This window comes from Achromobacter sp. Root565 (assembly GCF_001427425.1).
GTDB classification, from domain to species: Bacteria; Pseudomonadota; Gammaproteobacteria; order Burkholderiales; family Burkholderiaceae_B; genus Achromobacter; species Achromobacter spanius_D.
The window spans coordinates 945359-960224 of the sequence record NZ_LMGO01000001.1; the positions used below are offsets into that span (position 1 = coordinate 945359).

At 60.2% G+C, this 14866-nt stretch carries 16 protein-coding genes; 8 read left to right on the forward strand and 8 right to left on the reverse strand.

What is annotated here, in order from left to right; all coding sequences use genetic code 11:
• Nucleotides 1–2: 2 nt before the first annotated feature.
• From ligD to ASD71_RS04225, 3 genes are all read left to right on the forward strand, one after another.
• Entirely contained in the window at nt 3–2009 is a 2007-nt protein-coding gene (gene ligD, locus ASD71_RS04215; RefSeq protein WP_369818923.1) for a DNA ligase D, read from the forward strand.
• Nucleotides 2010–2572: 563 nt separating this feature from the next.
• Nucleotides 2573–3331, forward strand: a complete 759-nt coding sequence (locus ASD71_RS04220) for a hypothetical protein (RefSeq protein ID WP_156395075.1) — start codon at nt 2573–2575, stop codon at nt 3329–3331.
• A 64-nt stretch (nt 3332–3395) separates the two neighbouring features.
• Nucleotides 3396–3611, forward strand: coding sequence for a hypothetical protein (locus ASD71_RS04225; protein WP_056560156.1), 216 nt, complete (start codon nt 3396–3398; stop codon nt 3609–3611).
• A 282-nt stretch (nt 3612–3893) separates the two neighbouring features.
• On the opposite strand, the gene ASD71_RS27450 is transcribed toward ASD71_RS04225, so the two are convergent.
• From ASD71_RS27450 to ASD71_RS27455, 6 genes are all read right to left on the reverse strand, one after another.
• Nucleotides 3894–4856, reverse strand: a complete 963-nt coding sequence (locus tag ASD71_RS27450) for a Fic/DOC family protein (protein WP_235512019.1) — start codon at nt 4854–4856, stop codon at nt 3894–3896.
• Nucleotides 4846–5055 (reverse strand): antitoxin VbhA family protein, encoded by a 210-nt coding sequence (locus ASD71_RS04235; protein ID WP_056560157.1) that lies wholly within the window; start codon nt 5053–5055, stop codon nt 4846–4848. The genes ASD71_RS27450 and ASD71_RS04235 overlap by 11 nt, the downstream gene beginning before the upstream one ends.
• A gap of 74 nt (nt 5056–5129) precedes the next feature.
• On the reverse strand, nt 5130–5471 hold the full coding sequence (locus ASD71_RS04240; RefSeq protein WP_056560158.1) for an H-NS family nucleoid-associated regulatory protein: 342 nt from the start codon (nt 5469–5471) through the stop codon (nt 5130–5132).
• A gap of 40 nt (nt 5472–5511) precedes the next feature.
• A complete protein-coding gene (locus ASD71_RS04245; RefSeq protein ID WP_082578792.1) occupies nt 5512–6747 on the reverse strand; it encodes a ParB/RepB/Spo0J family partition protein in 1236 nt (411 codons plus the stop codon).
• Entirely contained in the window at nt 6744–7499 is a 756-nt protein-coding gene (locus ASD71_RS04255) for a ParA family protein (protein WP_235512020.1), read from the reverse strand. Before ASD71_RS04255 ends, ASD71_RS04245 begins: the two co-directional genes overlap by 4 nt.
• Before the next feature lie 96 nt (nt 7500–7595).
• Complete coding sequence (locus ASD71_RS27455; protein WP_162253547.1) at nt 7596–7883, reverse strand: Cro/CI family transcriptional regulator; 288 nt, start codon at nt 7881–7883, stop codon at nt 7596–7598.
• Between the two features lie 48 nt (nt 7884–7931).
• Between ASD71_RS27455 and ASD71_RS28605 the strand changes: the two genes are divergently transcribed.
• The 4 genes from ASD71_RS28605 (at nt 7932) to ASD71_RS27910 (ending at nt 10836) form a co-directional block, all read left to right on the forward strand.
• Entirely contained in the window at nt 7932–8315 is a 384-nt protein-coding gene (locus ASD71_RS28605) for a helix-turn-helix domain-containing protein (protein WP_056560167.1), read from the forward strand.
• A 917-nt stretch (nt 8316–9232) separates the two neighbouring features.
• The gene (locus ASD71_RS27905) at nt 9233–9376 is read left to right on the forward strand and encodes a hypothetical protein (RefSeq protein ID WP_156395076.1); all 144 of its coding nucleotides are present in this window, start codon (nt 9233–9235) and stop codon (nt 9374–9376) included.
• 3 nt (nt 9377–9379) lie between these two features.
• Nucleotides 9380–10675 (forward strand): DUF1173 family protein, encoded by a 1296-nt coding sequence (locus ASD71_RS04265; RefSeq protein WP_056560169.1) that lies wholly within the window; start codon nt 9380–9382, stop codon nt 10673–10675.
• A 5-nt stretch (nt 10676–10680) separates the two neighbouring features.
• Nucleotides 10681–10836 carry a hypothetical protein gene (locus ASD71_RS27910; protein ID WP_156395077.1) on the forward strand — a complete coding sequence of 52 codons (156 nt, stop codon included), beginning with the start codon at nt 10681–10683 and terminating at the stop codon, nt 10834–10836.
• A gap of 333 nt (nt 10837–11169) precedes the next feature.
• Here the strand turns inward: ASD71_RS27910 and ASD71_RS04270 are convergent, their stop codons facing one another.
• A complete protein-coding gene (locus tag ASD71_RS04270; protein ID WP_056560173.1) occupies nt 11170–12837 on the reverse strand; it encodes a recombinase family protein in 1668 nt (555 codons plus the stop codon).
• Nucleotides 12838–12852: 15 nt separating this feature from the next.
• Between ASD71_RS04270 and rimO the strand changes: the two genes are divergently transcribed.
• On the forward strand, nt 12853–14178 hold the full coding sequence (gene rimO / locus ASD71_RS04275; protein WP_056560175.1) for a 30S ribosomal protein S12 methylthiotransferase RimO: 1326 nt from the start codon (nt 12853–12855) through the stop codon (nt 14176–14178).
• 77 nt (nt 14179–14255) lie between these two features.
• Here rimO and ASD71_RS04280 read toward each other — a convergent pair whose 3' ends face one another.
• Nucleotides 14256–14813 carry a bacterioferritin gene (locus ASD71_RS04280; RefSeq protein ID WP_056560178.1) on the reverse strand — a complete coding sequence of 186 codons (558 nt, stop codon included), beginning with the start codon at nt 14811–14813 and terminating at the stop codon, nt 14256–14258.
• Nucleotides 14814–14866: the final 53 nt, after the last annotated feature.

The following is a 14866-nucleotide window of genomic DNA, read 5'->3' on the forward strand; positions in this document are numbered from 1 at the left end:
CCATGTCTACCCGACTTCGGAATGGGAAGGCCCGTGCAACCGGCCGCTCCGACAGCAGAGCAGCGCCCGCTGCATCAAAGCTTCCAGGCCTCGAGGCAGATCTGCCACCGTCCCTAAAGCCCCAGTTGGCCACATTGGTCGACGGCGTCCCGAGGCACGGAGATGATTGGCTCTATGAGGTCAAATTCGACGGATACCGGATGTTGGCTAGGGTCGAGGGTTCCCGAGTCCGAATGTTCACCAGAAATGGCCACGACTGGAGCGCAAAGGTTCCACACCTGGTGGCGTCTATCCAGCAAATGCACGTTCCTTCCGCGTGGATCGATGGCGAAATCGTCGTACTGGCAGATAACGGTGTGCCAAGTTTCCAGGCGCTGCAGAACGCCTTTGATGGAAAACGCACGTCGAACATCATCTACTACGCCTTCGACCTTCCTTTCATTGGCGGGCGGGATATTCGCGGCGAGCCACTGCGCCTACGCCGTGAGCTGCTCGCCCAGCTGGTCGCGGCGGGCCAGGACGATCACATTCGTTTTAGCGAGGCATTCAGCGCTTCTCCTACGGACCTGGTCGCATCCGCATGCCGCATGGGGCTCGAGGGAATCATGGCCAAGCGCCAATCGGCCCGATATGTCTCGAGTCGCACGGACGATTGGGTCAAGATCAAATGCGCCCAACGGCAAGAGTTCGTCATCGTGGGATACACGGCGCCAAAGGGCGGTCGCGTCGGGTTCGGCGCCCTTCTGCTTGGCGTCCACGATGCGGCGGGAGGTCTGCGGTATGCCGGCAGCGTGGGCACGGGCTTTGACGATCGTGGTCTTTTGGATCTTCACAAAAAGCTCACCGCGCTGAACCAGAAGGCAACGCCTCTCAGCGCCGGAAAGCCGAAGTCGTTGCGGGACGTGCAGTGGGTAGCGCCAGTCCTTGTGTGCGAGGTGTCGTTCGCAGAATGGACCGAGGGCGGGCATGTCCGGCACGCGACCTTCCGCGGCCTTCGAACCGACAAGCCAGCACCTGCGATTACCAGGGAACGGGCATTGCAGGCCAGCTCGGTCGAACCGAAGACCAAGCCGCCGCCGCCGGCACCGTCAACGCCGGCCCAGCGGCCACCATCCACGCGAACAAAGTCTGGCAAGCTATCCAATCCGGACCGCGTCATCGACCCGTCGACCGGCCTGACGAAGCTGGACCTCGCACGCTACTACGGCCTAGTGGCGCCCCTACTCGTGACGCACTTGAAAGCCCGGCCTGTCTCCTTCGTGCGTGCGCCGGGCGGCATTCAAGGGCAGTTGTTCTTTCAAAAGCACCTTGACGCCCCGATCCCGGGCGTTACCGCCTTGCCAGAGGGGCTTCATCCTGGCCACCCCGCCTTGCTCGAAGTGCCTACGCCAGCCGCAGTCATGTCGGCCGCGCAGATGAACGTGATCGAATTTCACACGTGGAACGCTGTGAAGAACGCTATCGAGAAGCCCGACAGGCTGATCTTGGACCTGGATCCCGGTGAAGGTGTGTCCTGGCCAGCAGTCCAGCAAGCTGCCCAGCTGGTGCGCGTCCTACTTCACGGACTTGGTCTGGAAGGGTGGCTGAAGACCAGTGGTGGTAAAGGGCTTCACGTGGTGGTGCCATTGCGAAAGCAGCATGACTGGGATGTCGTGAAAGGCTTTTCGGCGGCCATGGTGCGCCACCTGGCCAGGACGCTTCCCCAGCTTTTCGTCGCCAAGAGCGGGCCAAGTAATCGCGTGGGCAAGATCTTCGTGGACTATCTTCGCAACGGCTTCGGCGCCACCACCGCCGCCGCCTGGTCGGCACGGGCTAGACCCGGGTTGGGCGTCTCAGTGCCATTGTCTTGGGATGAGCTGGGCGACGTCACTGGTGGCGCGCAATGGACGATTTCGAACATCCAGGATCGGCTGGACGTGGCCAACTCACCGTGGGACGACTACACGCCGCAAACGATCGGCAAGGCCATGAACGCGATCGGCTACAGCCGGGAGCGGACAAAGAGTTAGCCCGCCTTCAGAACGCCCATGCTGCAGCATTAGCACTGCTGTTTTGAGGTTCTGTATCTAATGATTGGCAGATGGGAGCCGGTGGGTATGTGGGTGAAACTCGGGGAGCCGGTGGGCATACCCTGTGGTCAAGCGTGTGGTCAGGCGGAGCCTGTCCACCGTTTGTCCATCAGCGGTTGTCCACGGGTTGAGCGCAGCGAGCCGAGTGGTCGCGCAGCGATCATCCACATATCCACGGGTTCGATGAACGTCTTTGGACTTGGTGGTTTAGCGGCTAAACACAGGCCCCCAGCAGTCGATGCCCGCGCCTCCCTCGAGGGTAAGACAGAGGGTCTGGTTCTGCGCGGGACCATCCGGCCGCGGCTTGATCCAGCAAGGGATTAATTAATCGTCTGTCCGCTCTGTAGATGGGCGCTGGCGGATGCGGGAGCCAAGTGTACGACTTGGCGCAGGAGCAACACACATCAAGGAAAATGCGATCTTTCTGAAAACGGCTCGAACTTGGCTTGGGATTGGCGCGGCTGGGAAATAGTATGTTGGAGTGAAAACTAACAGGATCTCCAGTGGCAACTTTTTTCCGTCTTTCTCGCTCTATGGCCTACGTAGTCGCTGCACTTCTCGGTTACGCAATCCATCACATCCTTCAGCCGCCCGTCATGTTCCTGACGTCGCGGTTTTCCAGGACGCGCTTCGGCCGTAGCACCTTCGCCTTGATCGCGCGCTCACCCATTGGCCTGCGGCATGTGTTGCTCGCAATCCTGATCTCCTTCGGCGCATTCGCCATTTTTTCGTGGCCCTCCACACCGCCTGTTTGGGCCATTGTGCTGGTTGCACTGACGCCACTGCCAGTCTTTACCCTGTTCAACTATTCCGGTCGCGTACTCACTGTGACCAATCGGGGAAGCGGGGACTGGCACGTCCACCTGAACACGCTTCGGTCGCGAGATCAGACAGGCGCCGCCCAATGGGAGGGCGCGTTCGCTGACCTCGAGGCCATCGCCAACATGGCTCGCGCGGCTGGGCTACAAACGTTGACGTTGGACTCCACGTTGTTGGCCCACGCCGCGACCGCTGAACGCTTGACGCGGAAATTGACAAGGGCATTTTCCAAGCACGGCTTGCAAACCGACGTGACCATTGAAGATTCTCGGGCGCTGGGAGTTTGGGGCACCGGCTTCATACACGTGTTGCGAGAACATCAGCGACATCTCAAAGGCCATCGCACCGTTTACCACGCCCCACTGAATCTGATGACGAGAAAGATCGTAGTCGGCCTCTTGCCGGTTCCTCGCTCGTCACTTGATGCCGAGCTCGCGGCCTGAGCGTAAGCCCATCGGATTCTCCCGATGTTTCTATACTTAATTTCCAACCTAAAGGAGCGACCACATGTCGACCGAGTACGTAGTGCCCTGGAACCCACCGCCCGCAGAAGACGCGACGGCGCTCATGGATGTTCTCTTCACTGTTGCTAGTGCTCTGAAAACGCAAACCCGCGCGTCAGCCTACCTCGCGTCTCCCCAGCGCTCGGCGTTGCACACCAGAATCCGTGAACTTGCCGACGAAATCCACGGCCTTCAAGGCGACGTAGACCTGCGAACGTAATCGCACGCAGCGAATCAGAAGTCAGTCTCCCCGTCTATCTCAGATTCTTGATTTCCGATTCAACTGATGATTGGCAGGAGCCGGTGGGTATGTGGGTGAAACTCGGGAAGCCGGTGGGCACACCCTGTGGTCAAGCGCGTGGGCAGGCGGAGCCTGTCCACCGTTTGTCCATCAGCGGTTGTCCATGGGCCGAGCGCAGCGAGCCGAGTGGTCGCGCAGCGATCATCCACATATCCACGGGTTCGATGAACGTCTTTTGGTTTAGCGGCTAAACACGTGACCTCAGCGGTCGATTTCGCGAGAGTTCTCGCGCTGCCGGGCAAGCTCGTGCTTTGGTCCGTCGATTGCCTTCTCAACTAGGCCAACTCTTCCGTGGGGATATCGGATTTCCACCGCCTGGCCGGGCACCGCAAGCTGCGCGTTCACAAGAGCTGTTCGGCGGTGAAGGACCATTTCTCCGCCACGATCCGTCAGTTCTTGGAGGATGTATCGTTCAGTGGATCCGACGACCATGCCATCGTATGTCTGGCCCTGAACCGCAAGGAGGGGCTGGGCGTCGTCTCCGAGCACGGCTCTGGCTAGATCTAGCGCAAACTCGCGGTCAAGATCACGCAAGCCAGAAAGGATTAAAGACGCCATGCGACTCGAATCACCCTCGTATGCTTCGATTGAGGCGCGGGTCATCGCCGTCCGATCGATCTCCTGCCAGTCGATGCCATATCCAGCGTCGCGTGCCAGCTGACCGATGAACTCGCGAATACTCCTTCCATTCCCTTCTCTGAACGGATGCAGCACGTTCAACTCGCCGAGGTAATGGCCAGCCCGGCTGCTGAATCGCTCGGGTGAAAGTCCCTGCAGGCGCTGGTCACGCGCGAGCGGGCGTGTGATCTGAGGTGCATAGCCTGCGATCTGCTGGTGGCTCGCAAAGCGTGTGGTGCCCTTCGAAATATCAACAGTCCTCAGCTGGCCCGCCCAGTCATACACGTCTCCGAAGAGCCGCCTGTGGATCTGTTGAAGGTGCGCCAGATCAAAATCGCCAGGAACCGGGTTGATCGCGAGCTCATAAGAGCGCACGGCCGCAAATGTCGCCTCCACCCTGTCGAGTTCAGCCTGGTCGCTGATCCCGAGCCGGTTGCGAAGGACACCGGTAGTAGGGTCCACATATGGATCCTTGTCGTCGCTGGGATATTTGGCCATGGGCGAAGAAAAATGGCCGCCTAGAAGGCGGCCATCGCTATTGGTCACTCGCTGGGGTGCGAAAATCGCCCGCAGCGATGCGGGAGCGCAGGGTTTTGATCACGTCCGAAATGCTCAAGGTGCCCTCCGCGACGCGTTCCAGCTCCGCGATTGTCTTCGGGTCGGGCTCCAGGCCTTCCAGACGCTGATTGGCGACCGCGTTCAGGACGGCGCGGCGACGTTCGTTGAGATCAAAGGCAGTCGGCATTGGCGTATCTCCAAGCGTTTCATTTTACCGCAGGGCAATCTCCAAGACCGCTTGTTCAGGCTCGTCTTTGAGACTTAAACCCGAAAGTCAGCCCGGTTGCGGCCTGCCTTCTCGGCCGACGTCAGCCAACGTGGGGCACGGCCCCGGCCGCTCCAAGTTTCACCCGATTCGGGATTGCGGTACTTCGGCGCCACGACGCTTCGAGAATCTGACCGACGCTGGACGTCGCGGCGCTTGGCGCGCGCGGGCCTATTTTGCGCATAGGCGGTTTGGATTTCTGCCGGCGAGATCTGGAATTCGTGCATTTGGCGCATGATTTTCTGTAGCGCCGACGCCCTGTGATTTATGCGAAGCGTGTCAGCCCGGCGCTGCAAGGTCTGAATCTGAGCATTGATTTTGGCCAGAGACTTTTCCATCGGTGGATCCTCTTTCGGTGTTTAGCGGCTAAACAATCTGTCAGGCGTCGCACAGTGCCGGGCGCCAAAGCGCCACGAGTGCCTTGAACTGTTCATGAATCTCGGTCCCGAGGGTATCGGGATATGCGCGTGTTTGGCGAATCAAGCCAATCACGACGAGCATGTCATCGGCTATCTCAGCGTCGACGCTCCAGAAATCGGTCAGGTCAAACCCGCCGCAGCTGGTTGCGTTCCACCACGACAGGAGAAAGTCCGCCACACGTTTGCTTTGGCCAGTATCGCGCCATGCGACGTTGATGAGGCGTGCTAGGGCATCAGTCCCCTTCTTTCGAAGCGCGGGGTTTGCGCTCTCCCGGCGATGCTGCTCGAGGCGATCCACACTTCGTTGGACTTCCTGGCCAACTGCCGGCGGACGGTCGCCATTTTCGGGAGGAGTGCTTGGCTCTTTCGCGAGGAACACATGGGTCGAACATTGCGCCACTACGGCGCGGGCTGTCGTCTCATCACTCGACGACTGTAGCGTCTCACCCGCCGGTGCATCTGGCGAGTTGTCCTTGGCCCCTGCGGCCTTCCGAATTGCCTTCACTGCCGCACGCGTGGGTTTAGCCTCGGTCGCGGTCAACAGATCTGCGACGGCCTCCGGGTGCTCACGGTGCGCGACGGCCAGTTCGTTGGCGAGCGTCACATCGGTCACCTTCCCCGCCGCAACCGCTTCGGCGACGGGTTCGGGCAGCGTGAGTAGACCAGCATGATGGCTTACCCAGGCCTTGGATTTCCCGAGTTCACGTGCCAGGTCGGCCTGGGTCCAGCCGGCCGACAGTTTCCCGCCAATGAAGTCGGCGATTTCACGGAATGTCAGATTCTCGCGCTGCACGTTCTCGACGACTTGGTCCACGTCATCAAAATCAGGATCCTCAAACCCCGGCACAGACGTAAAATCGGCGACCTTCGCGGCGCGAAAGCGGCGATGACCGTGATTGATGATGAAATCTCCCGGAATGGTCGGGTGCGGGCGCAGCGACAAAGGAGACTTGATGCCGCGTTTGCCCTGGCGCTCGCGACGTTTGAACGATTCCGCAAGTTCGCGGATGCTCTCCTCGCTGTACCCAGGATTATCTTCACCACGCGAGTTCCGCTCATCCTCATGAATGCGACTGATGTCGTACATCCCCGGCTCTCGCGCCTGGGGCTGTGCTCCGTCCAGCATCGCGGCCAGATCACCGAGGCCGGCCAGGTCCAGGCCGCCGGCATCACCGTGTTTAGCGGCTAAACTCATTTCACCACTCCCATCGTTTGCAGTACATGATTGCCGAGGGCGCGCATCTCCGCGCCTGCTGCCCGTGCCGTTGTCTTCCTGCTCTTCCAGACGGGCTCACCCGCCGCCAGTGCCTCTGCGACGCTAGTGCGCAGGCCCACCACGACTGGGGCCAGAAGTTTGCCGTGCGCAGCTTGTACCTCGGCAAGATGTTTGACCTGGCGCGGGTTACGTCGGTCAACGCGGTTCGGCACGATACCCAGGAAGTGCAGCTTCGGGTTGTGCTGCTTGGCCCCGACGATCACGCGCATCATGTCCTTGATGCCCTCGATGCTGTAGTCCTCCATCTCGACCGGACTGATCACCGCATCCGCGGTGCGCAGTGCAGTAATGGTGGCGATGCCGATGCTGGCGGGCGTGTCGATCACGCAGAGTTCGAAGCCTCGCTTTTCAAACTCGCGCAGATTTACCGGGAAATTCCGAAGCGCACGTTCGAAGGGCATATAGATCACGTTGGCCAGCAGCCGATCTGCGTGCAACAGCGAAATGGGGCCTTTGGCATCGGGAACGACCGGCACCTCGTCGAGGAACAGTGCGCTCGCCGGCACCTCCAGGCGGTGTTGCCGCATGGTCTTGGACAGGTTCCCCGTGTCCAGATCCACCACGAGTGTCTTGAGGCCCTGTTCGGCGGCGTGGAATGCAATGTGAACGGCATCAGCGGTCTTGCCGACACCACCTTTGTTTTGTGCGACCACGGCAATTTTCATAGTCATTAGATGTTTTCCTAGTGGACAACGGGCGTGAGTGTTTAGCGGCTAAACTCGGCGGCCGCAGATGCAACGTGGAATTGAATTGAGATGAGGGCCTTGCTATTCGCGCTCTTTCGGGCGGGGCAGGTCCGGCCACCAGTCCCAATAGTCGTTTGGCCGGAGGTCCTGTCGTTTGGCTACGCCACAGCTCTCGCGCTCAATGATCACGGCACGGTCGGAGGGAACCTCCGCGCGTTCGATCCATTCGTAGATGGAGCCGCGCTGAATTCCGAACCGGCGTGCCCATTTTGTGACGCCTCCGGCATTTCGGATGGCAGCTCGCACGATGGCTTGTGCTTCAGAATGGGCAAGCATGGAATGAAAGACCTCAGTGTATTGTTTTACCATACATTCTATCGACGGCGCTGCCATTCACGCAAGTGCTAGGCTTCGCGCATGCACGATTTCGGCGAACGCATCCGCAAGCTTCGCGTAGAGCGAGGCCTTACCCTGCAGCAGATCGGGGAGCACTTTGACATCCAGCGTTCGTCCGTTTCCGACTGGGAAAACGGCCGGACATACCCTGACGCGAGGCGCCTTATCAAGCTCGCGCACCTGCTGAACACCTCAGTCGAGTTTCTACTGACCGGCCGTGAGGAAGCCTCATGGCCCTTGCACCCCATCGAAAGAGCTCGGATCGTCCAGCTACCACCCCAGCAGCAAGAAGAGTTAATCATTGCCATTTCGGCAGCACTGGCAATGATTGAAGCGAAACTCGCTAGGCACCCTCACACTGAGGAACCACCCCCCCGAAAGACCGGAACCACCGGAAGACCCTAGCAGTCGTTCGGCCGGCCGGTTTCCCCTCCTGATCAATCCCCATCCAAGGCTTTCGCCACCAAGAGGGCAAGCTCAGATAGTGGATTCTTCATTTTTAATCTCCTTGTAACAAGGCAAGAAAAACGTAAGTATGTGGTTGCAACCGCGCAACCGCTTGCCGATAAATCCACGCACATCCGCACGCATCTGTTGACTGCGTGTATTGTTTAGCCGTACTATCCTTGTACGGTTTAGCAGTACACGTTCCTTCAAAACTTGACATTGATTTCAGTCCCGCGCGGCCTTATGGCCGCCGCAAGGAGGGGAGACGGCTGCGAGTATGGAAAGCCCCAGGGACGAAAAGAAGCAGCAAAAGTCGATGCGCCTATTGGTGACCCGTGAAGTCCGCTGGCCTACCGGGGCAGAGCAAAAAACAAAAACAGGGTACCCGCCGGTGAAAAGAACCAACGCACATTGATCTCGGAGGTGTCGAGAGAGGCTCAAGAGCCCTGACACCGCTCAAGGTACAGGTGGCGACCAAGTCGCCCATGCCGAGACCGAGCGCCTAAGCACTATTTGCATGCCCTCCGTGGCGAGTAACGGCGGGGCGAATATCTGGCCGGGAAAACAACTGGCCTGCGCCGTGCAAGTCGGCAGGAATCCGCCAGCGTCGTGGTATCTCGCTGGCGGCATCCGAATCGGCGTTCAGCAACAGGAAGTGTTTAGCGGCTAAACGCCTCCTGGTTGAGCGCTCCGATTCGAATGTGTCCACTCCAAAGTCGCAGCAAGGCCGATACGCCTTCTGGTTAGCGGCTAAACACCCTGCCCTCACTTGCAGGAGGGAGGACGACCCCACCTTACGTCGGCCTCTGCATCGTAGCGACGCGCTCGCGTCTGCGTGTCCCCTCCGCATCCACCATCCCGCACATGGAATCTTGATGAAGCAATTTATCGTCTGGACGCTCGCCGCGTTGATCTTCGCAGCGGGCTACGCGATCTACCTCGTCTACTCCGACATCAAAGACGACTGCGCAAAGCAGGAATTCGTGAGCACAACGCTGTGTGCCACAGTGGGGAGCTAAGCGATGGATCGCAAGGTTTACCCGGTGGAAATAACGCTCGGTCCCAACAAACGCCCTTACTCCCCTGAGTTTCAAACGCAGGACGAATACAAGGACGGCTGGAAGCGAGTCCTGCTGGTGGCTCATGGAAAGGCGGACGTGCGCTGCAAGTGCCCTGGTGCCGGTGAAAAGCGCCTGTCAATCCACAGCAGGGCCAATTCCGACAGGTTCCATCTCGCCCGCTTCCCAGAGACGGGCGCCGAGCACAGCGAAGACTGCATCTACTACGGCGTCGACCCCAGCATGTCCGGCCTTGGCTCATATCGCCGCGGTGTCGTGCAGGAGTTGGATGACGGCGCAGTGAAGATCAAACTCAAGGTTGGGCTGCAGCAGCGTGCGGCTGTCGCGCCTGAGGAAAGTGACAATGCCGGGCCGGCCGAGACGAAGGTCGCCACTCCCCGGCCCCGGTCCGGCCAGGCGAGCATGACGTTGCTCGGCCTTCTTCATTTCCTCTGGACGCAAGCCGGCCTGAACACGTGGACTCCTGGCATGGAGGGCAAGCGCAATCTCGGCGTGGTTCACCACCACCTGATGCGCATTGCGACATCCACCTATGCAGGCCGCGTGCGACTGTCGCAAAACCTCGTGATTGCCACGCCATCCAGCTCGGGGCAGCAGGCAGGACACAACAAGGCTAAAAGTCTGGAAGCGATCACACAGCGCCGCCGCCTGGTCATTGTTGCGCCGCTCGCTCAGCATCAGGAAGGAATGGACGGCAGTGAAAGCCTGCCTATCACCGGGTTTCACGGCATACCTTTCATGACCCTGGACGACGGCATCTGGGCAGCGCTCGAGCGCCGCTTCGGTCGCGAGATTGACGCTTGGCGCGCTGGCAACCCGATCATTGCGGTTGCACAAACAGATCCGCCGAAATCCTCGTCGGGGAACATGCGAGCGCAGGTAGTTGACATCGCGCTGATGCAGATCACGCGTGACTGCATTCCGGTCGATTCGGGGTACGAGGTTTTGATTGCTGAGAAGCTCGTTGCGGAGAAGCGCCGGTTCGAAAAGCCCCTGCGCTTCGACGCTGGCGAAGACGCAGTTTTCCCGGACTTCTGGCTACGGGACCTTTCAACACCGATACCGCTCGAGGTTTGGGGCATGACTACCAGTGAATACGAGGCCCGCAAGCGAGAGAAGGCTGCCCACTACGACGAAACATACGGGGCAGGGCGCTGGTGGTCGTGGAATGCCGCCGTTGGCGATCCAGTGCCCGCCCTGCCCACGCTGGCTGACGAGAAACGGCTCCTGACGGAGTGAGCGTCATGGAAGAAACTTCAATCGCAGTTTTGATAGTTGTTGTCGCGGCGGTCGTTTGCTATGCGCTTTTGCTGAACTCACGGCGGGCGGCGTGGCGACTGCTACTGGGTATTTTTTTTGTCGTGCTCGGCACCGCCGTGATTTATCACCTGGTGCATTAGCTCACTCGCACTGCGGACCGTCGCGTCCGATCAAGATTCAAAGGAGGGTTCGTATGTCAGTCGTTCTGGAATCGCCCGAGTCCCCTCATGAAGCTGACTGCAGGTTCAGCGCCGTGAGTTACGGGGGCCTCGAAGTCACGACCCGAGAGGGAAAACCGGCCACCTTGGCCGTCATTGACGCTGAAGGCCGGGTTGTCGCAGCAGGACCCGAGATCGTGAAGGCTGCATGGAAAGCCAGTGTCTTGGCATACCGCAATTTTCTGATGGGCGCGGGGCACCTCCGTGTCCATACGGCGCCGCCGAAAGTTCCTCGCTGATCGGCCAGGCCCTTCGTTATAGTCCCGGGGGCAGTGGCACTTCCCCAGCGGCGCGGCTAGGCAGATGGAGATCCTCTCCGGCCTTCCACTCGCCCGTCTGACGATCGATGTGAAGCATGCGCGTATTCCCATGTTTGCCAACCAGCAGAAGGTCAATCACGCCCGTCTTCGCTCCTACTGGACCAGGCGTCACCCCACGATGAAACACGACAATTCGCGAGAAGGTATCAGCGACGAGCTGCCGAGCTTTCATCCGTGCTTCATTGTCCAGGGCCTCTACGCCCGCCATCAAGGCGCGCCACGCCTTCGCGGTTGCGGTGGTCGGCCCCCTAGAAATGCTGGCTAACTCGCGTTCGAGACTTGCGATATCAGCCTGCGCCATGACCTCTTCGGATTCCAATTCCGTAGCCTTGCGCCGGAAGGAAGCTGGCGCCACTCCCTCTCCATCCAGGATGGCTGCAGTGATCCTTTCCAACTGCTGGCTCAGATCAGCGGCTCGAGCCCGAGCGCGCGCCAAGCGAGCCACAATTTCCGTCTCACGGCTACCACCCTCCGCGAGACGGGAGAGATTCATCTGATCGGCGCAGAAGTTCATGACGGCGCGCTCGACGGGAACAATGCTGCAGCTACCCGGAACGGAACATCCCTGGTTGTGCGAGTTGCCGACGCAGATCATGCGCCGGTGGCCGTGTTGAGGTGTGCCGTCAGGCCGACGATTGCGGCCCATCAGGTTCTGGGCAACCATGGCCTGGCCGCAGTAGCCGCAGTAGGTGATCTTCAGGCCGGTAACGAAGCCTGCAATTTCTCCTCGGCCCTTTCGTAATCCACGGGTCGCGGCCAGTTGCTGAAGTTCCAAAAATTCGTCGTCGCTCAACATCGCCGGGTAGTAGCCTGGCAGACGGAACGTTTCACCGTCGACCTCAAGGCTCTTCTCGCCGATCAACGCTCGGTTGTGAATCGTCTTATAGAACTGTGACGCGCCATTGCCCTTGATAGTCAGCTTCAGGCCATTCGCAGTCAGATGCCGCATGATGGTCACGGCGCCGTGGCCCTCCTTGAACAGCGAAATGCCCAGACGGATGGCTGATACACGTTCGGGCACAAGTCTGAATTGCCCGTCTTCAGAGTGCACCCACTGCGGATCCTTGCCATTCCGGATCTGCCCTTTCCAAGTACCGGCGAGCCAGTTTTGGCACTGGCGCCGAATCGCCGCTTTGACACGTTTGCTCTTGGTGTCCGACTCTTCATGCGCGCGGATCATCACGAGCAGGCTGTAAACCAAATCCATCGGCTGCCGTTTCAGACTCTCCCGGTTGTATTCGCGACCATCACTTGCCGTCACTACCGTAATACCGCTGTTCACGATCTGAGCCAGTTGCGCCTGGGCCTGGATGGGCTCCGCGCGGCTCAGGCGGTCCAGTCCCTCGACGATCAGGACGGAGCCCGCTGGGATGTGTCCGTCTTCGACGGCCCGCAGAAATACTCCCAGGGCGCCCTGCTTGACGTGGCGTTGATGGTAGGCGGACAACCCCTCGTCGCGCAGCGACAGGGTGGAATCCAGCGTCATCCCATGTTCGGAGGCCCAACGTTTCGCATATTCGATCTGTCTGTCGGCGCTACTACCCGCCGCCTGCTTCGGGTCGCTAAATCTTAAGTAGCTGTAAACTATAGGTTTTGTCTTCACGAATTGGATTTCCAGATGGAAACAAAGCGGGCACCGAGTATAGCTATGGTCTCCTTAGGGTGTCCGAAGGCGCTGGTCGACTCCGAACGCATCCTGACCCAGTTGCGCACCGAAGGCTACGAAGTCACGCCCGAGTACAACGACGCGGACGTGGTCGTCGTCAACACCTGTGGCTTCATCGACAGCGCCAAGGCCGAGTCGCTGGAAGCCATCGGCGAGGCCCTTGCCGAAAACGGCAAGGTCATCGTGACCGGCTGCATGGGCGTCGAGGAATCGGTGATCCGTGACGTGCACCCCAGCGTGCTGTCGGTGACCGGCCCCCAGCAATATGAAGAGGTCGTGCGCGCCGTGCACAGCGCAGCGCCCCCCCGCACGGACCACAACCCCTACGTGGACCTGGTGCCGCCGCAGGGCGTGAAACTCACGCCGCGCCACTATGCCTATCTGAAGATCTCCGAAGGCTGCAATCATCGCTGCAGCTTCTGCATCATCCCCTCGATGCGCGGCGACCTGGTCAGCCGTCCGGTCGGCGACGTGCTGAACGAAGCCGAGCGCCTGGTGAAGGCCGGCGTGAAGGAACTGCTGGTGATCTCGCAGGACACCAGCGCCTATGGCGTGGACATGAAGTTTCGCAGCGGCTTCTGGAACGGCCGCCCGGTCAGGACGCGCATGACCGAGCTCTGTATGGCCTTGTCCGAAATGGGCGTCTGGACGCGTCTGCACTACGTGTACCCGTACCCGCACGTGGACGAAGTGATTCCGCTGATGGCCGAGGGCAAGATCCTGCCCTACCTGGACATTCCGTTCCAGCACGCCAGCCCGCGCATCCTGAAGCTGATGAAGCGCCCGGCCTTCGAGGACAAGACGCTGGCGCGCATCAAGCGCTGGCGCGAAATCTGTCCGGACCTGACGATCCGCTCGACCTTCATCGTGGGCTTTCCCGGCGAAACCGAGGAAGACTTCCAGTACCTGCTGGACTGGATGCAGGAAGCGCAGCTCGACCGCGTGGGCTGCTTCCAGTATTCGCCCGTCGAAGGTGCGCCCGCCAACCTGCTGGACGATCCGGTGCCGGACGACGTCAAGCAGGACCGCTGGGAACGCTTCATGGCGCTGCAGCAGACCATCTCGGCCGAGCGTCTGGCGCTCAAGGTGGGCCGCGAGATCGACGTGCTGATCGACGAGGTCGATGAAGACGGCGCAGTGGGCCGCAGCGCGGCCGACGCGCCCGAGATCGACGGCTGCGTCTACGTCAGTTCCGACAAGCCCCTGCAACCGGGCGACATGGTGCGCGTGCGCGTCACCGATTCCGACGAATACGACCTCTGGGCCGACGCGATCTGATCCGGCTTCATGCAGACAAACGCCGTCCGGCGCATCGCGCGCCGGACGGCGTTTTGCATTGACGGCTTAACGCTGCGTCACTTATCCAGGAAGTCCGACAGATCGTCGGCGTGTTCCTCCTCGACCGCCAGGATTTCCTCCAGCAGACGACGCGTGGTGGAATCCTGTTCGCCGATGTATTCGATCATCTGGCGATAGCTGTCGATGGCGATCCGCTCGGCGATCAGGTTTTCCTTGATCATCTCTTCCAGCGTATTGCCTTCGACGTATTCCGAGTGGCTGCGCTCCAGCAGCCCCTTGGGCGACAGGTCCGGCTCGCCGCCGAGCTGCACGATGCGCTCGGACAGCTTGTCGGCGTGCTCCTGTTCCTGCGCCGCATGCTCGGCGAATTCCGCGGCAACGGGTTCGGCATTCAAGCCGCGGGCCATGAAATAGTGGCGCTTGTAGCGCAGCACACAGACCACTTCCGTGGCCAGCGCTTCGTTCAAGAGCTTGAGCACGGTTTCACGGTCGGCGCGATACGTGTCGGTGATGGCTCCGGACTCGATGTCCTTGCGCGCCTTGGCGCGGATCGCCTGCACGTCCATGTTGAACGGACGATTCGTTTGCTGCGGGGTGCGGGTTGCTTGTTCCATATCGTTAGCTCCTCTAGTCAGTGAAAGCAGCACGACGCTGGACTTCCAGTCGT